Annotated in this window: 23 protein-coding genes; 10 read left to right on the forward strand and 13 right to left on the reverse strand. The window is 67.7% G+C overall.

Annotation, left to right across the window (positions count from 1 at the left end; genetic code table 11):
• Window positions 1-40: 40 nt before the first annotated feature.
• Window positions 41-379, reverse strand: coding sequence for a P-II family nitrogen regulator (locus tag ACSFBM_RS08075; protein ID WP_116907431.1), 339 nt, complete (start codon window positions 377-379; stop codon window positions 41-43).
• Window positions 376-2,073, reverse strand: a complete 1,698-nt coding sequence (locus tag ACSFBM_RS08080) for an NAD+ synthase (protein ID WP_435483899.1) — start codon at window positions 2,071-2,073, stop codon at window positions 376-378. Before ACSFBM_RS08080 ends, ACSFBM_RS08075 begins: the two co-directional genes overlap by 4 nt.
• A gap of 19 nt (window positions 2,074-2,092) precedes the next feature.
• Here ACSFBM_RS08080 and ACSFBM_RS08085 point away from each other — a divergent pair, with 19 nt between their 5' ends.
• The gene (locus tag ACSFBM_RS08085) at window positions 2,093-3,247 is read left to right on the forward strand and encodes a GNAT family N-acetyltransferase (protein WP_435483900.1); all 1,155 of its coding nucleotides are present in this window, start codon (window positions 2,093-2,095) and stop codon (window positions 3,245-3,247) included.
• A 72-nt stretch (window positions 3,248-3,319) separates the two neighbouring features.
• Window positions 3,320-4,072, forward strand: coding sequence for a hypothetical protein (locus ACSFBM_RS08090; RefSeq protein WP_435483901.1), 753 nt, complete (start codon window positions 3,320-3,322; stop codon window positions 4,070-4,072).
• Window positions 4,073-4,126: 54 nt separating this feature from the next.
• Here ACSFBM_RS08090 and ppa read toward each other — a convergent pair whose 3' ends face one another.
• Window positions 4,127-4,654 carry an inorganic diphosphatase gene (ppa, locus tag ACSFBM_RS08095; RefSeq protein ID WP_116907427.1) on the reverse strand — a complete coding sequence of 176 codons (528 nt, stop codon included), beginning with the start codon at window positions 4,652-4,654 and terminating at the stop codon, window positions 4,127-4,129.
• A 254-nt stretch (window positions 4,655-4,908) separates the two neighbouring features.
• Between ppa and ACSFBM_RS08100 the strand changes: the two genes are divergently transcribed.
• The 5 genes from ACSFBM_RS08100 to ACSFBM_RS08120 are packed head-to-tail and all read left to right on the forward strand — an operon-like array spanning window position 4,909 to window position 12,554.
• Window positions 4,909-7,419: a sodium-translocating pyrophosphatase gene (locus tag ACSFBM_RS08100; RefSeq protein WP_435483902.1), complete on the forward strand. Its 2,511-nt coding sequence runs from the start codon at window positions 4,909-4,911 to the stop codon at window positions 7,417-7,419.
• Between the two features lie 48 nt (window positions 7,420-7,467).
• Window positions 7,468-9,369, forward strand: a complete 1,902-nt coding sequence (locus tag ACSFBM_RS08105; protein ID WP_435483903.1) for a YhgE/Pip family protein — start codon at window positions 7,468-7,470, stop codon at window positions 9,367-9,369.
• A 38-nt stretch (window positions 9,370-9,407) separates the two neighbouring features.
• A complete protein-coding gene (locus tag ACSFBM_RS08110) occupies window positions 9,408-10,130 on the forward strand; it encodes a MerR family transcriptional regulator (RefSeq protein ID WP_435483904.1) in 723 nt (240 codons plus the stop codon).
• Between the two features lie 4 nt (window positions 10,131-10,134).
• A complete protein-coding gene (locus ACSFBM_RS08115; protein WP_435483905.1) occupies window positions 10,135-11,568 on the forward strand; it encodes a TolC family protein in 1,434 nt (477 codons plus the stop codon).
• A complete protein-coding gene (locus ACSFBM_RS08120) occupies window positions 11,568-12,554 on the forward strand; it encodes an HlyD family secretion protein (protein ID WP_435483906.1) in 987 nt (328 codons plus the stop codon). Before ACSFBM_RS08115 ends, ACSFBM_RS08120 begins: the two co-directional genes overlap by 1 nt.
• Here the strand turns inward: ACSFBM_RS08120 and rpmF are convergent.
• Window positions 12,505-12,756, reverse strand: coding sequence for a 50S ribosomal protein L32 (rpmF, locus tag ACSFBM_RS08125; protein WP_435484779.1), 252 nt, complete (start codon window positions 12,754-12,756; stop codon window positions 12,505-12,507). The two genes, ACSFBM_RS08120 and rpmF, sit on opposite strands and share 50 nt — an antisense overlap.
• On the opposite strand from rpmF, the gene ACSFBM_RS08130 reads away from it, so the two are divergent.
• Entirely contained in the window at window positions 12,649-13,761 is a 1,113-nt protein-coding gene (locus ACSFBM_RS08130) for an ABC transporter permease (RefSeq protein ID WP_435484780.1), read from the forward strand. The genes rpmF and ACSFBM_RS08130 overlap by 108 nt on opposite strands.
• A complete protein-coding gene (locus tag ACSFBM_RS08135) occupies window positions 13,761-14,909 on the forward strand; it encodes an ABC transporter permease (protein ID WP_435483907.1) in 1,149 nt (382 codons plus the stop codon). Before ACSFBM_RS08130 ends, ACSFBM_RS08135 begins: the two co-directional genes overlap by 1 nt.
• Here the strand turns inward: ACSFBM_RS08135 and ACSFBM_RS08140 are convergent.
• Window positions 14,906-15,535 carry a TetR/AcrR family transcriptional regulator gene (locus ACSFBM_RS08140; protein ID WP_435483908.1) on the reverse strand — a complete coding sequence of 210 codons (630 nt, stop codon included), beginning with the start codon at window positions 15,533-15,535 and terminating at the stop codon, window positions 14,906-14,908. The two genes, ACSFBM_RS08135 and ACSFBM_RS08140, sit on opposite strands and share 4 nt — an antisense overlap.
• Before the next feature lie 129 nt (window positions 15,536-15,664).
• Between ACSFBM_RS08140 and ACSFBM_RS08145 the strand changes: the two genes are divergently transcribed.
• Window positions 15,665-16,489, forward strand: a complete 825-nt coding sequence (locus ACSFBM_RS08145) for a metal-dependent hydrolase (protein ID WP_435483909.1) — start codon at window positions 15,665-15,667, stop codon at window positions 16,487-16,489.
• A 25-nt stretch (window positions 16,490-16,514) separates the two neighbouring features.
• Here ACSFBM_RS08145 and ACSFBM_RS08150 read toward each other — a convergent pair whose 3' ends face one another.
• The 8 genes from ACSFBM_RS08150 to ACSFBM_RS08185 all read right to left on the reverse strand — a co-directional run bounded on the left by ACSFBM_RS08150 (window position 16,515) and on the right by ACSFBM_RS08185 (window position 24,073).
• Complete coding sequence (locus ACSFBM_RS08150; protein ID WP_435483910.1) at window positions 16,515-17,105, reverse strand: hypothetical protein; 591 nt, start codon at window positions 17,103-17,105, stop codon at window positions 16,515-16,517.
• A 254-nt stretch (window positions 17,106-17,359) separates the two neighbouring features.
• Complete coding sequence (locus ACSFBM_RS08155; RefSeq protein WP_116907419.1) at window positions 17,360-17,590, reverse strand: hypothetical protein; 231 nt, start codon at window positions 17,588-17,590, stop codon at window positions 17,360-17,362.
• Window positions 17,577-17,939 carry a hypothetical protein gene (locus ACSFBM_RS08160; RefSeq protein WP_435483911.1) on the reverse strand — a complete coding sequence of 121 codons (363 nt, stop codon included), beginning with the start codon at window positions 17,937-17,939 and terminating at the stop codon, window positions 17,577-17,579. Before ACSFBM_RS08160 ends, ACSFBM_RS08155 begins: the two co-directional genes overlap by 14 nt.
• Before the next feature lie 26 nt (window positions 17,940-17,965).
• On the reverse strand, window positions 17,966-18,886 hold the full coding sequence (locus ACSFBM_RS08165; RefSeq protein WP_435483912.1) for a DUF6999 family protein: 921 nt from the start codon (window positions 18,884-18,886) through the stop codon (window positions 17,966-17,968).
• A complete protein-coding gene (locus ACSFBM_RS08170; RefSeq protein ID WP_435483913.1) occupies window positions 18,870-20,786 on the reverse strand; it encodes an iron-containing redox enzyme family protein in 1,917 nt (638 codons plus the stop codon). Before ACSFBM_RS08170 ends, ACSFBM_RS08165 begins: the two co-directional genes overlap by 17 nt.
• Before the next feature lie 4 nt (window positions 20,787-20,790).
• Window positions 20,791-21,735, reverse strand: coding sequence for a fatty acid desaturase (locus ACSFBM_RS08175; protein WP_435483914.1), 945 nt, complete (start codon window positions 21,733-21,735; stop codon window positions 20,791-20,793).
• Window positions 21,713-22,489 (reverse strand): sterol desaturase family protein, encoded by a 777-nt coding sequence (locus tag ACSFBM_RS08180; protein WP_435483915.1) that lies wholly within the window; start codon window positions 22,487-22,489, stop codon window positions 21,713-21,715. Before ACSFBM_RS08180 ends, ACSFBM_RS08175 begins: the two co-directional genes overlap by 23 nt.
• Window positions 22,490-22,498: 9 nt before the next feature.
• Window positions 22,499-24,073 carry a phospholipase D family protein gene (locus ACSFBM_RS08185; RefSeq protein WP_435483916.1) on the reverse strand — a complete coding sequence of 525 codons (1,575 nt, stop codon included), beginning with the start codon at window positions 24,071-24,073 and terminating at the stop codon, window positions 22,499-22,501.
• Window positions 24,074-24,162: the final 89 nt, after the last annotated feature.

Below are 24,162 nucleotides of genomic sequence, written 5' to 3' on the forward strand. Positions count from 1 at the left end.
CGCTTCGAAAAAAAGCCCCCGTCGCCGGGGGCTCTTTCGTTCAGACGGCGTTTTCGTTCTCTTCGCCGGTGCGGATGCGCACGATGCGGTCCACGCTGGTGACGAAGATCTTGCCGTCGCCGATCTTGCCTGTGCGCGCGGAACTGACGATGGCTTCGATGCAGCGCTCCACGTCGGCCTCGTTCACGACCACCTCGACCTTCATCTTCGGCAGGAAGTCGACCACGTACTCGGCGCCGCGGTAGAGCTCGGTGTGCCCCTTCTGGCGGCCGAAGCCCTTGACCTCGGTCACGGTCAGGCCGGTGACGCCCACTTCGGCCAAGGCCTCGCGCACGTCCTCGAGCTTGAAGGGTTTGACGATGGCGGTGATCTGCTTCATGGTTTTCGTGCTCCGGCGGTTTCGTTGAATTTGCTGGTGATAGGGTAACGCCAATCCTTGCCGAAGCTTCGGTGGGTGACCCGGATGCCTACCGGCGCCTGGCGCCGCTTGTATTCGTTGATCCTGATGAGCCGCGCAACCCGCTCGACCACCGCACGGTCGTAACCCGCCGCAATGATCTCGTCGATGCCCTCGTCGTCCTGCATGTAGCGTGCCAGGATTCCGTCGAGGATGTCGTAGGGCGGCAGGCTGTCCTGGTCGGTCTGGTCGGGCCGCAACTCGGCGCTGGGGGGCCGGGTGATGATCCGCTCGGGGATCGGCGCCGCGCCGGTGCCATACGGGTCGTGGGCATTGCGCCAGCGGGCCAGGGCGAACACCGTGGTCTTCAGCAGGTCCTTGATGACCGCGAAACCGCCCGCCATGTCGCCGTAGAGCGTGCAATATCCGGTCGCCATTTCGCTCTTGTTGCCGGTGGTGAGCACGATGGCGCCGAACTTGTTCGACAGCCCCATCAGCAAGGTGCCGCGGATGCGGGCCTGGATGTTCTCCTCGGCCGTGTCCTCGGGCCGGCCCCTGAACTCATCGGCCAGCGCGCCCTTGAAGGACTCGAAGGTGTCCTTGATGGAAATCTCGTCATAGCGCACGCCCAGCCGGGCCGCCATGTCGCGCGCGTCGATCCAGCTGATGTCCGCGGTGTACGGGGACGGCATCATCACCGCGCGCACCTTGTCCTTGCCCAGTGCATCGACCGCGATGGCAAGCACCAATGCGGAATCGATCCCGCCCGAGAGCCCCAGGATAGCGCCCGGAAAACCGTTCTTGCCGATGTAGTCGCGCACGCCCAGCACCAGCGCGTCCCAAAGCTGTGCCTGCGCGTCGCGCGGAGCCGCCACGGCGCCGGGCTGCGCCACGAACCCGACGCCGCCCTGCGCCGTGCGCTCCAGCTGCGCGAAAAGCAGCTTCTCCTGGAAGCTCTCGGCCTGCATGGCCGCAGTGCCATCGGCCTGCAGCGCGAACGAGGCGCCGTCGAACACCACTTCGTCTTGTCCGCCGACCAGGTGCGCATAGACGAGCGGCAACCCCACCGCCCGCGCGCGGTCGGCCATGCGCGCCACGCGCTCGCCTTCCTTGCCCACGTGGTACGGCGAGGCATTGATCACCGCCAGCACTTCGGCCCCGCCCTTGCGGGCGAGTTCGGCCGGCTCGTCGAACCAGGCGTCCTCGCAGATCAGCAGGCCGACCGATACACCGCCTGCCTCGAACACGCAGGTGCCCTGACCCGGCGTGAAGTAGCGGCGCTCGTCGAACACCTGGTAGTTCGGCAGTTCGCGCTTGGCATAAGTCTCGAGGATGCGGCCTTCCTTGATCACGCTGGCCGCGTTGTGGCGCAGTTGCACGGCCACCGATCGGCTGCGCAGGCTGCCACCGGTCGGATGCCCCACCACCACGACCATGTCTTTGAGGTCGGCCAAAGCGGCAGCAATGCCTTTCACGGCATCATCACAGGCTTCGGTGAAGGCGGGACGGAGGAACAGGTCCTCCGCTGCATAGCCGGCAATCGAGAGTTCGGGCGTCAACAAGAGGCGCGCGCCCTGGGCATGGGCCTGGCGCGCGGCGTCGACGATCTTTTTTGCATTGCCGACGAGGTCGCCCACCACAAAATTGAGTTGCGCGATGGCGAGCTTGAGCGTCATACAGAAGGAAGAAAAAGGCTTGAACGATTATGTCATTCGGGTTCTGTCGTCGCCGGCGGACGTGAGCCCGCAAGCCTGGAATGCGCTGCTCGCCGCCGAGGCCGAGCCCTCGCCTTTCATGCGCCACGAATACCTTGCGGCGCTGAACGACAGCCGCAGCGCCACGCCCGAGAGCGGGTGGACGCCGCAGTTCGTCACGCTGTGGCACGGCGAAGAACTGCATGCCGCGTGCCCGTTCTACATCAAGGACCATTCCTACGGCGAGTACGTGTTCGACTGGGCCTGGGCCAACGCCTACGAGCAGCACGGCCTGGCCTACTACCCGAAGGCCGTGGTCGCGGTGCCCTTCACGCCCGTGCCCGGCACGCGGCTGCTGGCTCGCGACGCGGCCAGCCGCACGTTGCTGGTGCAAGGCCTGGTGGCACTGTGCAAGCAGGAACAACTGTCGTCGCTGCACCTGCTGTTCGGCGCCCAGGCCGACATCGCCGCCTGCACCGAGGCCGGCCTCATGCTGCGCAACACCGTGCAGTTTCACTGGACCAACGCGCAGTACGCCGATTTCGACGCCTTCTTGGCCAGCCTCTCGCACGACAAGCGCAAGAAGATTCGCCAGGAGCGCCGCAAGGTGGCCGACGCCGGCGTGAGCTTTCGCTGGTCGCGCGGGGCCGACATCGCCAAGGCTGACTGGGACTTCTTCTACCGCTGCTACGAGCGCACCTACCGCGAGCACGGCAACCCGCCCTACCTCACGCGCGACTTCTTCCGGCGCATGGCCGACACCCTGCCCGAGGCTTGGCTGCTGTTCGTGGCCGAACGCGACGGCAAGCCCATGGCCGCGAGCCTGATCGCACTGTCGACCCAGCCCGATGCCCCGTTGGTCGCCTACGGCCGTTACTGGGGCGCGCTGGAGCGGGTCGATTGCCTGCACTTCGAGGCTTGCTATTACCAGCCGCTGGCCTGGTGCATCGCGCACGGTGCACAGCGCTTCGAGGGCGGCGCCCAGGGCGAGCACAAGATGGCGCGCGCGCTGATGCCGGTGAAGACCACCAGCGCCCACTGGCTGGCGCATCCGTCGTTTGCCGATGCGGTCGAGCGCTTCCTGGAGCGCGAGGGCGCGGGCATCGAGAACTACATGGACCACCTGGGCGAACGCAGCCCGTTCAAGTCCGCCTGATCCCGGCCCTGGCTGTGCCATTCGGGGCTGCTATAAAAGCGCCCGAATCCACAACAACACAGAGGGAAAACGATGCCATTCGTCGGACTGGGCCTGCACGTCATCATTGCGCTGTTCTTTGCCATCCACGCCATGCGGCATGGCAAGCAGCTGTTCTGGCTCATCATTCTTTTCAGTTTTCCGCTGCTGGGCAGCATCGTGTACTTCGTGGTCGAGTACCTGCCCGCCTCGCGCATCCAGAACACCGCCGGCAAGGTGGCCAGCGCAGCGATCGGCTTCATCGATCCCGAGCGCGAGTACCGTGCCGCAGCCGACGCCTACGACCTGGCGCCCACCGCCCAGAACAAGCTGCGCCTCGCCAAGGCCGCACTCGACCGGGGCCAGGCCGGCGATGCCGTCGGTCACTACCGCGATGCGCTCAAGGGCCCGCTGGCCTCCGACCCGGAGCTGCAGTTCGGCCTTGCCAGCGCCCTGCTCGCCGCGGGCGGCCCGGCTGCGGGCCGGGAAGCGCTGCAGGCCCTCCAGGCACTGCGTGCCACGCGCGACGACTACCGCCGGGACGAAGTCGCGGTGCTCACCGCACGTGCGCTGGCCGCCGACGGACGGCAGCAGGAGGCACGCGAAGCCTTCGAGAGCGCGCTGAGCCAGTACAACACGGTCGAAACCCGCGCCCGCTACATCGCATGGCTGGCTGAACAAGGGGACAGCACCGGCGCGCAACGCCAGTGGGACGAACTCCAGCAGGCGGCACGCCACTGGAACTCGCACGCGCGATCGGTCAATCGCGAGTGGATGCGGCTGGCCGGGGACGCAGTCCGGGCCTGAAGCCGCCGGTCCAGGGGCATGGCGCCCCGGACGCTGCCTCACGGCAGCAACAACTTACTTCTGGTAGGCCGCGATGCCGTCCAGGATTTCCTTCTTGGCGGACTCGATGCCTTCCCAGCCCAGCACCTTGACCCACTTGCCGGCTTCCAGGTCCTTGTAGTGCTCGAAGAAGTGGCTGATGGCCTTCAGGCGCATCGGGTTCACGTCGTCGACCGACTTCCAGTGGCTGTAGATCGGCAGCACCTTGTCGGTGGGCACGGCCAGCACCTTGCCGTCGACGCCGGCTTCGTCTTCCATCATCAGGATGCCCAGGGGACGGCAAGGCACCACCACGCCCGGCAGCAGCGGGTACGGCGCGATCACCAGCACGTCGACCGGATCGCCGTCGCCCGACAGGGTCTGCGGCACGTAGCCGTAGTTGGCGGGGTAGTACATGGCCGTCGTCATGAAGCGGTCGACGAAGATCGCGCCCGACTCCTTGTCGACTTCGTACTTGATCGGGTCGGCGTTCATCGGGATTTCGATCACGACGTTGAAGGCATCGGGAACGTTCTTGCCGGGGGAAACTTTGTCGAAGGACATGACGTTTTTCGAGTAGTTGAAAAGTATGAGAAGGATGGGGACAAACCCGGAGTTTACTTTCCGTGTCACCGGACGGTCGCACGCGCGCTCGTTTTTGCCTGTAAATTGCAACCGTTGGCCAATCGGCTCCGCACCCTCGGTGCAGCGAGCTTCGAGGAAGCAACGCGGCGGAAAACATGTCCCGTACGCGTTGCACGCAGGGTCCATGGTGTCCGTCTCCACAAGTCTTAAACGAACGAATGGAGAAGCAAAGCATGATCGGCAACACCCCCTTGATACTGGCCATCGTCTGCGGCCTCGTGGCCGTGGCCTATGGGTTCTGGGCCCGAAGTTGGATTCTTGCGAAGGACCCCGGCAACGCCCGCATGCAGGAGATTGCAGCGGCCATCCAGGCCGGCGCCTCGGCCTACCTCGCCAAGCAGTACACGACCATCGCCGTGGTCGGCGTCGTGCTCGCGGTGCTCATCGCACTTTTCCTCGACCTGACCACGGCGGTCGGCTTCGTCGTCGGCGCGGTGCTCTCGGGCGCCTGCGGCTTCATCGGCATGAACGTGTCGGTGCGCGCCAATGTACGCACGGCGCAGGCGGCAACGCAGGGCATCGGCCCGGCATTGGACGTGGCGTTTCGTGGCGGCGCCATCACCGGCATGCTGGTGGTCGGGCTCGGCCTGCTGGGCGTGACGGGCTTCTACTGGTTCCTGGCCGGTAGCGCGCCCAAGGCCGACCACACCCTGGCAGCCATCCTCAACCCGCTGATCGGCTTTGCCTTCGGCTCCTCGTTGATCTCGATCTTCGCGCGCCTGGGCGGCGGCATCTTCACCAAGGGCGCCGACGTCGGCGCCGACCTGGTGGGCAAGGTGGAGGCCGGCATTCCGGAGGACGACCCGCGCAACCCGGCGGTGATCGCCGACAACGTGGGCGACAACGTCGGCGACTGCGCCGGCATGGCGGCCGACCTGTTCGAGACCTACGCGGTGACGCTGATCGCCACCATGGTACTGGGCGCGCTGATGGTCACCACCGCGCCGGACCACGCCGTGCTGTACCCGCTGGCGCTGGGCGGCGTGTCGATCATCGCGTCGATCATCGGCTGCTTCTTCGTGAAGGCATCGCCGGGCATGGTGAACGTGATGCCGGCGCTCTACAAGGGGCTGGCGGTGGCGGGCGTGCTGTCGCTGATCGCGTTCTGGTTCGTCACGAGCTGGATCATCCCGGACAACGCCATTGCCCCGAGCGGCAGCCAGCTCAAGCTGTTCGGCGCCTGCTTCGTGGGCCTGGCGCTCACCGCCGCGCTGGTGTGGGTCACCGAGTACTACACCGGCACGCAGTACAAGCCCGTGCAGCACATCGCGCAGGCCTCGACCACCGGCCACGGCACCAACATCATCGCGGGCCTGGGCGTGTCGATGCGCTCCACGGCCTGGCCGGTGATCTTCGTGTGCATCGCGATCCTGGCTTCTTACTCGCTGGCCGGCCTGTTCGGCATCGCGGTGGCCGCCACGTCGATGCTGAGCATGGCGGGCATCGTGGTCGCGCTCGACGCCTACGGCCCCATCACCGACAACGCCGGCGGCATTGCCGAGATGAGCGAGCTGCCCGACAGCGTGCGCGCCGTGACCGATCCGCTGGACGCGGTCGGCAACACCACCAAGGCGGTGACCAAGGGCTACGCCATCGGTTCGGCCGGCCTCGCCTCGCTGGTGCTCTTTGCCGACTACACCCACAAGCTGGAGAGCTTCGGGCTGAACATCAGCTTCAACCTGAGCGACCCGATGGTGATCGTCGGCCTCTTCATCGGCGGGCTGATTCCCTACCTGTTCGGCGCGATGGCGATGGAAGCCGTGGGCCGCGCGGCCGGTGCGGTGGTGGAAGAAGTGCGCAGGCAGTTCCGCGAGATCCCCGGGATCATGGAAGGCACCGGCAAGCCAGAGTACGGCAAGGCCGTGGGCATGCTGACCGGCGCGGCCATCAAGGAAATGATGATTCCGTCGCTGCTGCCGGTGGTGGTGCCGATCGTCGTGGGCCTCGTGCTCGGGCCTAAGGCGCTGGGCGGGCTGCTGATGGGCACCATCGTCACGGGGCTGTTCGTCGCCATCTCGATGTGCACCGGCGGCGGCGCGTGGGACAACGCCAAGAAGTACATCGAGGACGGCCACCACGGCGGCAAGGGCTCCGAGGCGCACAAGGCGGCCGTCACCGGCGACACCGTGGGCGACCCCTACAAGGACACCGCCGGCCCGGCCGTGAACCCGCTGATCAAGATCATCAACATCGTGGCGCTGCTCATCGTGCCGCTGGTGGTGAAATTCCACGCCGGCGATGCGGCGGCGGTGCCGGCCAAGGTGGAAATGCCACCGGCCGTGAGCGCTCCGGCGGCGACCGCGCCGGCCACGCCGGCTGCGGCGGTCGCTTCGGGTGCCGTCGCAGCGGTCGAAGCCGCCGCGGTGAAGGTCGAGAACGGCGTCGTGAAGTTCTACTTCGCAAGCGCCAGCTCGGAGGTGGCGCCCAACGCCAAGGAGGCGCTCGCCGACGTCATCAAGGCGGTGCAGAGTGGCAGCACGGTGCTGGTGAGCGGCTACCACGACGCCAGCGGCGACCCGGCCAAGAACGCCGAGCTGGCCAAGCAGCGCGCCATGGCCGTGAGCGACGCGCTCAAGGCGGCCGGCGCGCCCGAAGACAAGATCGAGCTCGCCAAGCCCGCGCAGTCGCAGGCCGACGGGCCGCCCTCCGAGGCGCGCCGCGTCGAAGTCAAGGTCAAGTCCTGACGTGCGTTCCCGGGCCGATCGCCATGGCGCTGCGTACACACTAGCGCCATGCACTACCTCCACGCACTGTTCGCCGGCACCTGGGCCATTGCACGGGCCGAACTGGCCATCGTGCGGCGCTTTCCGCGCATCCTGCTGGCCGTGGTGGCGGTCGGCGTGGTGCCTGCGCTCTATGCGCTGATCTATCTCACGAGCGTGTGGGACCCGGCGGGCCACACCGCCGACCTGCCGGCAGCCATCGTGAACCAGGACCGGGGCGTGACCTACATGGCGCACTCCGTGAACGTGGGCGACGAGCTCACGCGCACCCTGCTCGAAAAACGCGCCTTCGGCTTTCGCACCATGACCGACCCCGAGGCCGCGCGCGCCGAAGTGCGCCGCGGCACGCTCGCCTTCGTGCTGCTGATTCCGGGCGACTTCAGCGCCAATGCGGTGCCCGGCACGCAGCGCGGCGCAGGCCGGTTGGTCGTCTACACCTCCGAAGGCAACAACTACAGCTCGGCCGGCCTGGCCCGGCGCTTCGCGGGCGAGTTGGGCCACCAGGTCAACGAGATGCTCAACGAGCAGCGCTGGGAGCTGGTGCTGAACGCGGCCTCCGGCTCGCAGCAACGGCTGGAACAGCTCAAGCAGGCGCTGCTGCAGTTGCGCGACGGCAGCCAGACGCTGAGCACGGGCGCCATCCAGTACAGCGCGGCCGCCCAGCAGGTGGGCAGCGGGTTCAAGCAGGTCAACGGCGCCATCCGCACCATCCAGTCGAAGCTGCCGGCCGATGCGGACCTGCGCGCGCTCAAGTCCGGCGCGCAGCAGCTCACGGCGGGGCAGCGCGAACTCGGCAGCGGGCTCGCGCAGATCGGCGATGGCCTGGACCAGTTGAATGCAGGCGCCGGCCAACTGGGTGACGGCGCACGCAAGATGCAGAAGGAATCGGCCGACATTCCCTTCGTGGGCGACCGGCTCGCGCGGGGCGCCGGGGACCTGGCAACCGGTGCGGACAAGCTGCGCGGCGGGCTCGGCCAGGCCCAGGCCGCGATGACCAAGGCAGAGGACGGCAGCCAGAAGCTGGTGGCCGGCGCTGCGGCGCTCGAAGGCGGCGTGGGCAAGCTCACCGACGGCATGGGCGCGCTGTCTGCCGGCATCCGCACACTGGGCGGCAAGCTGCCCGAAGACCGCAAGCTCGATGAATTCGTCCAGGGCGGCGCGCAACTGTCCCAGGGCGCGCAGCGTCTGTTGACCGGGGTGCGCACCATCGAGGCTGCCCTGCCCGCCTCCATCACCCGCATCCAGGGCAGTGCCTCGGGGCTGGCCGACTCGGTCGAGCCGAAGGTCGAGGTGGTCGCCCCGGTGGCCAACAACGGCAGCGCCTTCGTGCCCAACATGGTGTCGGTGGCGCTGTGGATCGGCGCGGTGATGGCCGGCTACCTGTTCAACATCCGCATCGTGCTGACGGACCACACCCACTACCCGAAGCTGGCGAAGACGCTCGGCAAGATCACCATGCCGGCGCTCGTCGTGCTGCTGCAGGTGGCGCTGGTGCTGGCCACGCTGCTGGGCGTGCTGCAGGTGCAGGCGCCGCGCGTGGGCGCGCTGGCACTCACCATGGTGCTGGCCTCGCTGGTGTTCCTGGTGGTGCTGTTCGCCATCCTCCATGTGTTCGGCGACTTCGGCCGCATCCTGACAGTGCTGCTGCTCACGCTGCAGCTGTCGGCCGGCGGCGGCGTGCTGCCGGTGGAGCTGTCGGCCGGCTTCTTCCGCGACGTGCACAGCTGGCTGCCCTTCAGCTGGGTGGTGCAGGCGTTTCGCGCGGTCATGTTCGGCGCCTTCGACAACGGATGGGCGCATGCCTGCGGGGTGGTGGTGCTGTCCGGCACGGTGGCGGTGGGGCTGATGGCGATCTTCGGCAAGTGGAACGACGTGCTGCTGGCCGACTACAAGCCGACGATACAGGTTTGATCTATGTGACATTCACGATGTAACATTCGTACCGTCACATGAATTCCGCCCCTGCCCTCGCTGCTGCCCAGGACCTCTCCATCGAGGCCCTGGCGGCGCACACGGGCGTGACGGTGCGCAACATCCGCGCCTACAGCACCGCAGGGCTGCTGCCACCGCCCCGGCTTCGGGGGCGCCTGGGCCTGTACGACGACGAGCACGCGCAGCGCCTGGCGCTGATCCGCGAGCTGCGCGACCAGGGCTTCGGCATCGAGGCCATCCGCCGCATCTTTGCGCGCGCGCCGGCCTCGTCCTGGCCCGACCTGGTCGCCGTGGCGCGCTCGGTCTCCGGCAGCCTGTTCGCCGAAGAAACGCCGGTGGTGGTGTCGGCCAAGGCGCTCGCCGCCAAGTGGAAAGGCCAGATGACGCCCGCCCTGCTCGCACGCGCCACCAGGGCCGGCCTGATGCGCGAACTGCCCGACGGCAAGATCCAGATGCTCAGCCCCGCGCTGGGCCAGGTCGCAGAGCAACTCGCCGCGCTCGGCCTGCCGCTGGAGCAGGTGATCGGCATGCAGGAGACCATGGCGCGCACGCTGCGCACCGTGGCGCGCCACTGGCTGCGCACGCTGGCCGACAGCCTGCTGAGCGGCGACGCCATCGATGCCGACCGCCTGGCCCAACTGCTCGAGAAAGCGCGCCCGCTCGCCACCGGCGCGGTGCAGGCCGCGTTTCCCGTGATCCTGCAGCAGGAGCTCGACACCCTGCTGCGCAAGGCAGCCTGAAACGATGCAACGACCTCGCCACGCCCTCTTCCCTTCCCTGCTCCTGCTGCCGGCCCTGATCGGGCTCGGTACCTCGGCCTTCGCACAGGTGCCGCCCCGCGCGGACACCCTCTCACTGAGCTTCGACGCAGCCCGCGCCCGCATGGTCGACCGCTCCGACAAGCTGGCCGCAGCGCGCGCGGCCGTCGAATCGAAAGAGCTGCAGGGCGAAGGCGTCAAGGGCCTGGGCGGCCCGGTGGTCAGCATCTCGGGCCTGGCCTACGCGTACAACGCCAACCTGAACCTCGACCTCGATCCGCTCAACCAGAAGCTGGGGCAGATCGGTTCCTCGCTGCCCTCGTCGGTCCAGAGCTTCATCTCGCGCGTGCCCATTCCGCAACTGCCCAACAGCTACACGCTGAACCGGCACGACACGGGGACCAACACCTCGATCTCGGCCGTGTGGCCGCTGTACGTGGGCGGCGCGACCGACGCGGTGCGCGGCTTCGTGTCGGCACAGACGCGCGAGGCGCAGGCCGATGCCGAACAGGCCGGCCACGAGGTCGACACCCTGCTGGTGCAGCGCTACTTCGGCGCGCAGCTCGCGCAGCGCGCGGCCACGCTGCGCGCGCAGGCCGAGCGCACCATCGCGCAACACGATTCGGCCGCGCAGAAGATGCTCGCGGCCGGCGTGATCTCGCGCGTGGAGCGGCTGCAGGCCAGCGCCGCCTACGAAGAAGCGCGCCGCAACGCGCGCAAGGCAGAGGACGACGCGGCGCTGGCCGCCGTGGCGCTCGCCCGCACGGTGCGCGCGGACGGCAGCGTGGCGCCGCAGACGCCGCTCTTCATCCTCAGCACGCCGGTCGAGCCGCTGGGCTACTTCATCGATTCGGCGCTCACGCGCCACCCCGGCCTGGGCAAGGTCGCGGCCAAGAAGTCGCAGGCCGAGCAGCTGCACGAGGGTGAAGAGGCGTTGCGCCGCCCGCAGGTCATTGCCTTCGGCACGCGCGAACTCAAGAGCGGCAACGCCGACTGGGTGGCCGGCATCGGCGTGCGCTGGACGCTGTACGACTCGGTCGACCGCAGCGCCCTGTCGGCCTCCTCGCTCAAGCAGATCGAACAGGCCGAGCGCACCGACGCGCAGGCGCGCAGCGACATCTCGCTGCTGGTCGAGCGCAACTGGCGCGCGCTGGAAAACGCACGCCGCGAGTACCTGGAGATGAAGGCCTCGGTCGAACTGGCGCAAGAGGTGGTCAGGCTGCGTGTCTCGGGACTTCGCGAAGGCACGAGCACCACGCTCGACCTGATCGACGCCGAAACCAACCAGGCCAAGGTGCTGACCGAACGCGCGCAGGCCGCCAACGACTATGTGCAGGCGCTGGCGCAGCTGCTCGAGAGCGCGGGCATTTCCGACAGGTTTTCCGACTACATCGCGCGTGCCGACGTGAAGGTGAATTGATGATGAGTGCCAAGACCCGACAACTGATCGCCATCCTTGCCGCCCTGCTCGTGCTGGCGGTGCTCGTCTGGGGTTTCTGGCGCGCGTCGCAGCCCGCGCCCGAGGTGTTCCAGGGCCAGATGGAAGCACGCGAGACCGACGTGGCCGGCAAGGTCACGGCGCGCGTGGCCGATGTGCTGGTGAAGGAAGGCGATCGCATCCAGGCCGGTGCGGTGCTGGTGCGCATGGACAGCCCCGAAGTGCGCGCCAAGCTCGCGCAGGCCACCGCCGCCGAGCAGGCCGCGCAGGCCGTGGCCGACAAGGCGCAGAACGGCGCGCGGCCACAGGAGCTCGAGATGGCGCGCATGCAATGGCAGCGGGCGGAAACCGCGGCGCAGCTCGCGCAGACCTCGTTCCGCCGTGTCGACGGGCTGGCGCGCGAAGGCCTGGTGGCCGACCAGAAGCGCGACGAGGCCGAAGCCAACTGGAAGGCTTCGCGTGACGCCGCCATTGCCGCCAGGGCGCAGTACGACATGGCGCGCAGCGGCGCCCGGCCCGAAGACAAGGCCGCGGCCAATGCGCAGGCGCGCCAGGTCGCCGGCGTGGTCGCCGAAGCGCAGGCCGCCAAGGCCGAGACCGAGCTGCGCAGCCCCGTCGGCGGCGAGGTGGCCAAGGTGCTGGCCAAGGTCGGCGAGCTGTCGCCGCAGGGCGTGGCCGTGGTGACGGTGGTCGACCTCAACGACCAGTGGCTGGTGCTCAACGTGCGCGAAGACCGGCTCGCCCGGTTCGCGACGGGCAACGAGTTCGACGCGCGCCTGCCCGCGCTGGCCGAAGACAAGCGCACGGCGCGCTTCAAGGTCTACTACAGCGCCGTGCTGCCCGACTTCGCGACCTGGCGCGCCACGCGCGGCGGCGCCGGCTTCGACGTGCGCACCTTCGAGGTCCGTGCACGGCCGCTCAAGCCCGTCGAGGGCGCGCGGCCCGGCATGAGCGTGCTGGTCGACTGACCCCGCAACGAGCGCAGATCCGATGAGCCTCCGCGGCTTTTCCGCAGCCAGCGCACGGCGCGAGTTCGCGCTGCTGCGCACGCGCCCCTGGGACCTGGCCATGGTCTCGTGGGTGCCGCTGCTCGCGGTCTTCCTGATCTGGTGGATCTTCTCGGCCGGGCTGCCCGAGCGCTTGCCGATCGGCGTGCTCGACCAGGACCACTCCTCGCTGTCACGCCAGCTGGTGCGCTTTCTGGACGCCACGCCCGGCCTGCGCGTGGTGCAGCACTACGGCGACGAAGGCGAGATGGCTCGCGCGCTGACCAGCGGCGCGGTCGACGCCGCGGTGCAGCTGCCGCGCGCGCTGAGCCGCGACGTCAAGCAGGGCCGCGCCGGCCAGGTCGTGCTGCTGCACAACGCGCAGCTCGGCACGCATTCGAGCCTGATCCAGCGCGACGTGCGCACGGCCGTGGCCACCGTGTCGGGCGGCGTCGAGCTCACGGTGCGCAACAAGCGCGGCGAATCGATGACGGCCGCGCGCGTGAGCATGGAGCCGATCAAGGCGAGCATGGTGGCGCTGTTCAACACCTCGACCGACTACGAGCAGTTCCTGGGCGCGGCGTTGATTCCCGCGCTGCTGCACATCCTGGCGATGACGGCCGGCGCGTGGGCCGTGGGCCGCGAGCTGCGCGACCGCAGCATCGGCGAATGGCTGGGCGCCGCGCCGCGCTGGCACGAGGCGCTGGCTGCGCTGGCGGGCAAGCTGGCGCTGCCGTTCGCGAGCCTGAGCGCGGTGGCCATCGCTGCGATGCTATGGATCACGGCGGGGCGCGGGTGGCACCCGGTGGGCTCGCTCGGTTGGACGTTGTTTGCGCTGGTGGTTTTCCTGGCGCTGTCGATCGCGCTGGGGGCGTTCGTGTCGGGCCTCACGCGCTCCCTGCGCACCGCGCTGTCGGCCACGGGCTTCATCACCGCGCCGGCCTTCGCGTTCGGCGGCGTGGGCTTCCCGCTGGTCGCGATGCCGTTTTTCGCACAGGCATGGGCCAACCTGCTGCCTTACACGCACTACATCCGGGTGCAGATGGAGCAGTTGCAGATGGGTGCGCCGTTGGCCTACTCGGCGGCCACGCCGCTGTGGATGGTGCTCGGCACCGCCGTGCTGCTGGCGGCGACGGCCGTCGCGCTGGCGCGCGCCGCCAGGGCGCCTGAGAGCTGGGGCGGGCGCTGATGACGAACGACCGCCTGCACTTCGGCGCCGCATGGCGCGATACCGCCTTGGCCGTGCTTCGCGACAAGGGCGTGCTGCTGATCATGCTGCTCGCGCCCGTCATCTACGGCTTCTTCTACCCGTGGCCCTATGGCACGCAGGCCGTCACGCGCGTGCCGGTGGCCGTGGTCGACCAGGACCACAGTGCGCTGTCGCGCCAGATCGCGCGCTTCGCGATGGCCAATCCGCGCCTCGACGTGCGCATGGTCACCGCCGATGTGCACGAGGCGCAGCAGGCGCTGTGGCGTGGCGAGATCGAGGGCTATGCGCTGCTGCCGGCCGACCTCAAGCGCGACGTGCTGCGCGGCACCTCGGCCGTGGTCACCATCGAAGGCAACGGCGCTTATGCCTTGCTCAACAAGGCCGTGCTGTACGGGTTCTCGGAGGTGGTGGGCACGGTGTCGGCGGGTGTCGAGATCCGCAAGCTGCAGGCGGGCGGACAGAGCGCGATACAGGCCGCACGCAGCCGCAGCCCGCTCAACACGCAACTCGTCGCGCTGTTCAACCCGACCGAAGGCTATGGCAGCTACGTGGTGCCGGCGGTGGCGCTGCTGATCCTGCAGCAGACGCTGCTGATGGGCGCGGCCATGCTGGCCGGCACCTGGGCCGAGGCCGGACGGCTGCGCGCCTCGATGGGGGCCTGGCTGGGGCGGCTGGGCGCGCTCTCGGGGTTCGGCTTGCTGAGCGGGCTTTTCTACTTCGGCTGGGTGTTCTTCCTGCAGGACTATCCGCGCGGCGGCAATCCATGGGGTGCGCTGGTGCTGCTGGCCTTCTACGTGCCGGCGATCTGCACCGCCGGCCTGCTGCTGGGCTGCTGGTTCCGCGACCGCGAGCGAGCTTTGCAGGTGCTGCTGTTCACCGCTCTGCCGATGGCTTTTCTCTCGGGCTTCTCCTGGCCCGTCGAAGCATTGCCGGGGCCGCTGCAGGTGCTGCGCTGGATCTTTCCCAGCACGGCCGGCATCCAGGCCTCGCTGCGGCTCAACCAGATGGGTGCGCCGCTGCACGACGTGCTGCCTTACCTCGGCGGGCTGCTGGTGCTGACCTTGGCCGGACTGCTGACCCTGTGGCTGGCAGCCACGCCACGCGCCGTCGAACGCAAGCGCGTCTAACGCTGGCTCTCGGCCGCCACCGCGCGCACCAGCCGCGTGGCCGGCGCCACCAGCTCGCGCAAGTCGCCCGCGCGGTCCTGCTCGATGGCCTGCAGCACCAGTTCGTTGATGCCGCCGACCACCGTCATCGCCATCTCTCCGGTCAGGTGCGCGGCTGGCTCCTGGGGGCTGCCGCTGCTGTTGATCGCCACCTGGATGAAGCTGGCGATCTCGTCGTTCACCCGGCGCCGCACCACGAGGCCCGGCATGCCCAGGCCCAGGATCTCGACGAACAGCGTGCGCAGCAGCACCGGGTCTTGCGCCAGGTAGTCGAAGTAGGCCGCCATGGCCCGCTCCACCTGCGTGTGCCAGGGCTGCACCGGGTCGAAGGCCTCGCTCACCGCCTGCAAGGCAAGCCGGCTCGCCGTTTCGTAGAGCGCGATCAGGCACTCGGTCTTGGTGCTGAAGTGCTCGTAGAAGGTGCGGCGCGACACGGCGGCCTCGCGCACGATGTCGGCAATGGTCGTCTCCGCGTAGCCCTTGGCGGCCACGGCGTGCGCCATGCCCTGCAGCAGGCGAGCGTAGTGCTCGCTCCCCGGCGCGTCGCCAGACTTGGAAGACGCTGGTTTTTCAATGGTTTCGCTCATGAGCCGTACATTTTCCTACGCCTCGGTACTTGACAGTACCGATTCACAATTGCAATATGAAGGCAAGCGGTACGAAGTTGTACCAACTTTCCAGCCCACGCATTCCAGGCTTTTTTCGAGGTTTTTTGCATGACCGAACTCGTTGTCCGCCGTCTTCTGATCGACCTGCAGTCGCCCTTCTCCCGCAACTGGTGTGGCGGCGATGCATTCTCGACCGCTTTCTTCAACGCCCTGTCGATGAGCTTCCCCTTCGGCGAGCAGTTCTTCATCGACGCCGTGCGCAACACCGTGGCCACGCTGCCGGCCGAGGCGCAGGACAAGCACCGTGCCGAGGTGCGCGGCTTCATCGGCCAGGAAGCCACGCACCGGCGCATTCATTCGCTGTTCAACAACCACCTCGAAAGCCAGGGGCTGGTGGACGGCTGGACGGCGCGTGCCAGCAAGCGCCTGACGCTGATGGAGAACGCCGATCCGCGCCACGCGCTGGCGGTCACGGCCGCCACCGAGCACTTCACGGCGATGTTCGCCGAATGGCTGCTGGCCCATCCGCAGGTTCTAGAGGGCGCCGAGCCCCGGCTGCGCACCATGTGGCTGTGGCACAGCGCGGAAGAGCTGGAGCACAAGAGCGTGGCCTTCGACATCTACAAGGCCGCGGGCGGCTCCGACGCGTGGCGCAACCGCTGGTTCCGCCGCGTGACGATGATGTTCCTGGGCGACCTGATGCGCCAGACCGTCGACAACCTGCGCCACGAGAAGCAGCTGTGGAAATGGTCGACGTGGAAGAGCGCCGCGCGCATCCTGTTGAGCCGCGACGGCCTGCTGCGCGGCAACGTGGCGGGCTGGCGCAGCTACCTGCGGTCGGACTTCCATCCGGCGCAGCAGGACAGCGTCCTGTCCGAACGCTGGCTGGCGGACAACCGCGCGCAGTACACGCCCGTGGGCGCAGCGCCCTGAGCGGCCTCGGCTGACCAGCCAGGATTCAGTAAAAGCTGGCGCGGTGCGGCGCGCCGTTGCCGGACTGCTGCTGTTGCTCGGGGCGCAGCGAAAGGTCGTGCAGCGTGTCGAAGTCGGACGGGGCGTCCGGCACGCGCATCACGGTTTCCAGCTCGTGCATCGACGTGACCCAGCGGCCGGCCGGCGATTCGGCCGGCTCGTCGTTGGCGAACACACCATCGCGGATGTAGAGGGTTTCGCCTTCGGGGCGCTCGGCATGCAACTCGATCAGGCGCGCGATCGCGAAGTTGTAGGTAACGAGCTTTTCGCGCGTCTTGCGGTCCTTGCCACCGCAATTGAACGAGCCCTCGGCGGCAATGACGATGCAGGAGCCGTCCACGCCCCCGTCCATCTCGATCTCGCTGCCCGAGCGCCAGATGGCGTTGGGCAGGCGCACCCTCACCTTGTCGATCACCAGATCTCGTTGCTTGTTGAGGCTGCCCAGCGGCGGCACCAGGGAACGCAACTGGCGCAGGCGCTCGGCAAAGTTGTCGTCCATCAGGAACTCGACATGGTGCGTGGCGCTGCCAGACGAGCGCTTGACCACCTGCATGATGACGTGGCGCGGTTTAGCCATGGCGGCACCCCTTTGCAAGCGTTGGAACCCATGTCCCGCGCGAAGAGTCAATGGCGTGGCTGCAATTCATTGGAATCGACTACAAATTAGAACTTTGGCGTGAATGCAATTGCTTGCATCATTTGTTTCTAACTGTATAGCGATTGCAGCCACTGTGGAAGCCATCCGTGACTTTCTGCAAACGGGAATGTCTCCTAAATGTCTTCCTGACGTGCTAAGAGGTTACCCCGTCAGTGGCGTGTTTCCAACAACCCCTATTCGAGGGATTCGTCGAGCGCCTTGCACGAGGGCGCGCAAACGGTCTGGGACTTGCCCAGCACCTGGCGCGTGCGCAACTGCGAGCGCACCCGGTGCTTGCCGCACATGAAGCACGACATGGTCGCGCCGCTGAACGACGCGGAGGCACGAAACGGCGAACCCGGTGCCTTGGTCTTGTAGCGCAGGCCGTCCGCCACCACTGCCGTCTTCACTTCACCCTTCGCCATGCGTCTTTTCCTTGCTGTTCGGTTCGGCACGGCGCATGGCGCGTGCAATGGCTTCGCGGGCGCTGAATTCAGCAGCCAGCGAAGCGTCTAGTGCCGAGCGGCAAAGCCCGGCGTGCTGGTAATTGAGGTTTTCGTACACCTCGGCCGCGGCCGGAAAGGCGTCGAGCAGTCGGCCGAGTTCGGCTCCCTGTTCGACGTCCTCGAACTCGTGCACCAGGTGCTCGACAACGGAGCGGTACTGCGCTGCGCCGACGGGCACGGCACTGTGCTCGAGTTTTTCCAGCAGATGAGCCAGTACATGGGTCACTGCCAGATCGGTCTTGGGAGACGGATTATCGGTGGTGTTCATGAGTTCCATCTGGGGGCAGCATACGCCTATGCAAGTGGCTGCTCGTAGAGGGTCGTCTCCGGCGCCCCCGCCTGCTGCAGGTTCTGCGCCGCCTGCATGCGCTGGAGCAGGCTGTGGAGCATCTCGGTTGACAGCCCATGGATCACCAGCCGGTGCCCCGCCCGCAGGGTCGACAGCGGCACCAGCGGATGCTTGTTGTTGACCAGGATCAGGTGTTCCGGCGCATTCAGGATGGTCGCGGTGTAGATGCCGATGGTTTCATCCAGTTGCAAGGAGTTGGCCGCACGCCAGAAGTCGTTGTCCGTGAGCATCAGCTGGTACAGCGGCGTGAACAGCTCGATGGCGCTTTGCAGGTCGAGGAAATTGAGCTTGCCCTGGGGCATGTCCTCCAGCCGCAGCCCGGGCTCCTTGATCATCGAGAAGTCGACGTTCTCGGCCTTGCACAGCGCCAGCCCCTTGTCGCGCAACGCCGTGTTCAGCCGGATCACGAAGTTGAACAGGTTCAGGTCGTGCTTCAGGAACATCTCGTCCTTCAGCGCGTCGATGTCGGCCGGCTCCAGTGGATGGGTTCCGACGGGCGCCGGTGAATTGCGCCCGATGAAGGCCAGCACCTGCGAGCCCAGGTGAAAGTGCCGCAGGATCAGCCAGTTGGCCTCGGGCGAGACGAAGCGCTTCAGCCCCCACGCCAGAAACCGATGCAGCAGCATCGAGTGCGACCAGTTGCGCGGCACGAACACCTTCACGACCTGGATCAGGATGATCGTCAGCCGCGCCAGCGGCCGCAGGAACGGCAGCAGGTACTGACGCGAGCCCGAGCTCGAGTCGGCCAGCCACGCCGACTTCACGTTGTCAGGCAGCGGCGTGCTCTGGTCGAGGTACAGCGCCAGCCAGGGGCTGGGGTCGCGCTCGTCGTGCGCCTGGGTCAGGAAGTCAGGTGTTCGGTCCATGGGGCATTCGCTCGGTGATGTGCTGGAACTGCATCAGGTACAGCGCGGCCGTGTGGCGCGCGGTGTCGGTGATCTGGCGGGCGGCGCGCGCCTGCCCTTCCACGGCCATCACCATCTCGACCGCGGTGAGCCAGCGGCTCAGGTGGTGCTCGTCGTTGTGGCCGTGGTACTCGAGGAAGCGGAAGGCGTCGGGCGGCAGCTTCAGGCTGGCCTTGAGCAACGGCAGCAGCGCCGGCACGATGCGCTGGCCCGTGCCCTCGATGATGTAGATCGCGCCCAGCAGCCCGATGGGGTCGCGCGTGGCGGCCAGGCCGTGCAGGTAGGCGTTGAGCGCCTCGCCGCCGGGGTTGCGGCGCAGGTCCTCGATGCGCTCGACCTTGCCACCGGCCTGGCGGTAGTCGCTGAAGAGAATGTTGAAGTCGTTCTGCTCCTCGCCCGCATGCACGCCGATCAGCGAGGCCAGCATCTGGTACGGCTCGCTCAGCGAGGCTGCGCCTTCGCGCATCCACAGGCTGCCTTCGCGCACCTGCGGCACCCACTGCTCCATCCAGTTCAGGTAGTCGGGCACGGCGAAGCGGCGCTCGCGGATCTGCCGGACGAGCGGCGTGCGCCACACGCGCGAACGGTAGTCGTGCCAGATGGCGGCCAGCTCGGTCAGCAGGGCGCCCAGGCCTTCGGGCGCGGCGGCCGGGTCGTGCGGGGGCGCGATCACCAGGTCGTCGTCGGGCGCTGCCGCCGCGCGGGGCGCCACCGCCACGGGTGCGGCGTCCACCGCCTCCACCTCGAGCAGCATGTAGGCCGCCATGAAGCGCCCCGACTCCGGCACGTAGCAGAAGATCTGCTCGCCCGGCTTCAACGTCCTGGTGTGCAGGAACTCGGCCAGCATGACGAGGATCGACGCCGCGCCGGTGTTGCCGCGCCATGCGAGGTTGCTCCACCAGCGTTCCCGCGGAATCGACAGGTCGGCCTTGGCCATCAGGGCTTCGACCACCGGAATGAATTTTTCCGACGAGTAGTGACAAAGAAAGTGATCGACCCGCTTCGGATCGACCCAGCCGTCGCGCACCAGCCCCGCGTATTCATGGATGCCGATGTCGAACAGGTGCGGCAGCAGCCGGATGTCCTGCCGCAGCGACAAGGCGCCCGCCGCCTCGGCCTCGGCCCAGGAGCCGAAGTCGAGGTGACCGCGCGCGCGGTCTTCGGTCAGGCCCAGTTGCATGCACACCGGGTAGTCGCCTGAAAACGCGCGCTGGTGCACCCACTTCAGCTTCAGCCGCAGCCCCGGCGCGCCGGCCAGCGCGGGCGTGCCGTCGGACAGCAGCAAGGCTCCCGCGCCATCGGAGAGCATCCAGCGCAGGAAGTGCGAGTCGAAGTCGGCTTCGTAGCCGCGTGCCGCGAAACGCGAGCGCTTGAACAGGCGCGACGGCATCTCGCTCGCCACCGCCATGGCCGTGCGGTGCGCGCCCAGCTCGATGCCTTGGGCCGCCGTCTGGATCGCCGACACGCCCGCCGCGCAGATGCCGTGCACCGAGTGCGTCTCCATCGGCTGCGCCGCCAGTTCGCCCTGGATCATGTTGGCGAAGCCCGGCATCAGCGTGTCGCCGCCCGAGGAGCCGCTGGCCAGCAGCGACACGCGCGACAGCTCGGCCCCGCCGCGCCGCAGGCAGTCGCGAATGGCGCCGGCCGCCAGTTGCGCATTGGTGTGCTGGGTGACGCCTTCCGCATCGATGGCGTAATGCCGCGTGAGGATGCCGTTCTCCGCCAGGATGCGCCGCTTGATGCGCTCGGACATGCGGTTCAGCGGCGCGATGTACGCGTCCATGCGGTCGTTGGGAATGGGTTCGCCCGGCATGAAATAGCCGGCGCTCTCGAGGTAGACGCGTTGGAATGAAACGGGCATGGGTTCAGGAGATAGGTGAATCGGGAGGCATCAGCGGGCGGCTGCGAAAACGCGGCCACACGGTCCCCAGCACGAACACGCGCACCATGTACGGCACCAGCCCGCCCTCGTTGAGCACGGGCGCGACCTGCGCGCGGTAGCGCGTGCGATGCAGGTGCGTGAGCTCGGACCAATGGGCATGCGGGTTCTCGTGGTGTGCGGTGTGCAGGCCGATGTTGAACAGCAAGGGGTTCACCAGCCCCTCGAAATTGCGGGCGTAGTTCAGCTGGCTACCCGGGGTATCGCCGGGCGCCTCCTTGCGTGATGTCTTTCGGCCGTCCGCGTGGGCGTGCTGCAGGTAGTTGGTCGCCAGCAGCCAGTGCAGGCCGTGCAGCTGCGGCACGATCACGAAGACCAGCGCGCGGCGCCAGTCGAGCGCCAGCAGCACCGCCCAGCTTCCCAGCCACAGCGCGTACTGCGCCATGCAGTAGCGCCACGCGCCGCGCCGGTGCAGCCTCAGCCGCGCGAGCCACGCGACAAACACCGGCACCAACACCCACACCGCCTGGAACGGGTGCAGCAGGTAACCCCCCAGGTGGTTGGTGTCGCCGCCGAAGCGGTAGGTGCGCGCCACGTCCTTCGGGCCATGTCGATGGCGATGGTGGTTGGCCACGTGCGCGGGCCAGAACACGAAGGTCGGATGGCCCTGCAGCAGCGTGATCCAGAAGTCGGTGAAGCGGTTCATGCGCCGGCCTCGCCACATGCGAAGGTGCACATGGTTGTGATGGACCACGCCGACGCCGAGCGTGAGGAACAGCATCAGCGCATACAGCACGACGTTGAAGCCGTGCAGCCACTGCCAGGCCGCCAGCGCAGGCAAGGCCACGAGGTAGGCCAGGCTCTGCCAGTCCCGCCCGTGGCGCAGCCTCGGCAAGCGATGGCGCGCGTCAGGCGATCGTGGTCGCGCCATGCTTCTTGTGGAAAGCCTGGAAAAGCGGCTCGGCCGCGTCGGCCGCGATGCGGGTGCGGAACAGCCGGTCCATGAAGGTGAACTGAAAACCGTAGTTGCCGTTGTGCACGGCATGGTGCAGGTGGTGCCGGCGGCTCGCCGCGAACCAGTGGCTGTACGACACGCGCGTGAAGAAGTCGTAGTTCGAATGCCCGACGCAATTGAAGAACAGGCTGAACACCGGCACCGCAGCCAGCGCCCAGAAGCTGAAGTCGTGCACCACCATCGGCAGCAGGATCACGTTGCCGAGCATCAGCGCCTCGACGGGATGAAAGCTGTAGGTCGCCCATGGCGTGGTCACGAACGAGCGGTGGTGCGGCCCGTGAAAACGCCGCAGCCAGCGCGTGTGCAGCAGCCGGTGGTTGACCCAGAAATGCACGTCGTTCCAGACCGCGAGCACAAGGATTTCAAGCGCGACCTGCCGCCAGCCCGCATCGCCGTCGAGCCGCGCCCAGCCCAGCTGCAGCAAGCCCCACGGAAACACCATGCCCAGCCCGAAGATCAGCACCGACACGCCCGACTGCCCCAGCTCGCGCCGCAGTTGCCCCGGCTGCAACGGCCGCGGATCGAGCACGCGCCCGATGCCCAGCGCCGGCAGCACGCGCTTCGTCAAAAGCCAGGTGAGCCCGCCGAAACCGAGATAGATGCCGCCGAAAAAAAGGACGCCCCACAGCATGACCTGCGGGGCGGACAACGAGGAGAAAGTCTGCGCCATCCCCCGAGGCTACAACAGCATCTCGGGAACGATGGGTGCAATGAGCATGTTGTAGAAGCGCTGGAAGAAACCCGACTCCGGCTCGTAGGTCAGGATGACCTCTTTCTCGCCGTCGTTGGTGAGCCACTGCAGCGTGCCGGTGTCCTTGGCCAGGCGCAGCCGGTAGGAGTTCTGCAGCTTGCTGATGTTGATGATGCGCAGCATCTCGCGCGCCAGCTGCGGGCTGTCGACCACCAGCCCCATCTCGGTGTTCTGGCTGGCCGAGCGCGGGTCGAGGTTCATCGAGCCGATGAAGATGCGCTTCTTGTCGATGGCGGCGGTCTTGGCGTGCAGCCGGCCGAGCGACTTGCCGAACATGCCGAAGCGCTCGCCCTTGCTGGTGCGCTGCGGGCTCAGCTCGTACAGGTCGGCGCCGCTTTCGAGCAGCCGCTGGCGGTAGCGCGCATAGCCGGTGTGCACCAGCGGCTCGTCGTTGGCGGCCAGCGAGTTGGTCAGCAGCGTGAGCTTCACGTTGCGCTTGGCCAGGTCTTCGAAGGCGGCCATGCCGCGCTCGCCCGGCACGAGGTAGGGCGAGGTCAGGTCGACCTCGGTCTTGGCGTCCAGCAACAGGGCCCACACCTTCATCGTCACGCTGGTGGCGATGGCCTCGTCGGCCGTCATGGTCGCGGGCTTGGTGGGCGGGTCGGCAATGGCGCGGGCCTCGCCCCACAGCAGGCCCATGCGGCCGCCGTCGAGCTCCTCGGCAATCGGGCCGTAGCCAAGGATGTCGGATGGCGGCAGCACGATCTTCGGCGGCGGCGCGGCCATGCCGACCCAGCTGTCGAAGTCGGCGGTGCCGGGCTTGTGGCCGCCCTCGCCCGTCACGATGTCGGCAATGGGCCAGACCTGCACGCTGTTCCAGTAGGCGTCGAAGATCGATTCGAGCTGCGGCACCACCTTGCCGACCACCAGCGCGTCCATGTCGATGAAGTTCTGCGCCTCGCTCAGCACGAAATACTCGTCGGCGATGTTGCGCCCGCCCACCACCGCCATCACGCCGTCGGCGATGAACAGCTTGTTGTGCATGCGGTGGTTGAGCCGCACGATCTCGAAGGGCGAGGCCGCAAAGCGCGACAGGAAGCCGTTGCGCCCGCAGCAGAACGGGTTGAACAGGCGCACTTGCACGTTGGGGGTTTCGGACAGGGCCAGCAACAGTTGCTGGCTCTTGACCGTGTACAGGTCGTCGACCAGCACGCGCACCTTCACGCCGCGTGCCGCCGCTTCGCGCAGCGTGCGCAGCAGCAGCCGGCCCACCGCGTCGTTCTCGAGCTGGTAGTACTGCACCACCAGCGAGCGCTGGGCCCGCTGCGCGAGCTGGATGCGCGCGTCCAGCGAGTAAACGCCCAGCGGCATCAGCCGGAAGCCCGAATGCTCGCCCGGCGGGGTGGACGCGTCGACGATCTTCGCCAGCGTGGTCGACGCATCGGCGGACGCGGAGAACTCCGCCGGCCTTTCCGGCGTCGGCGGCAGGGAGCCGCAGGCGCCGAGCGCCGCGGCCAGAGCGCCTGCAAGCGCCATGCGCAGAAGTGAGGTCCAGGCCTTCATGATCGAGATTTACCTTGCGTTGTGGTTTTGTCGTTGTCTTCTGTACGCCCGCGGGGCGGTGCCGGTTTCAGGCAAGCCCCTGCGTTCAC

Origin of the sequence: Variovorax pasteuri (genome assembly GCF_051216435.1) — a bacterium.
Taxonomy (GTDB): Bacteria; Pseudomonadota; Gammaproteobacteria; order Burkholderiales; family Burkholderiaceae_C; genus Variovorax.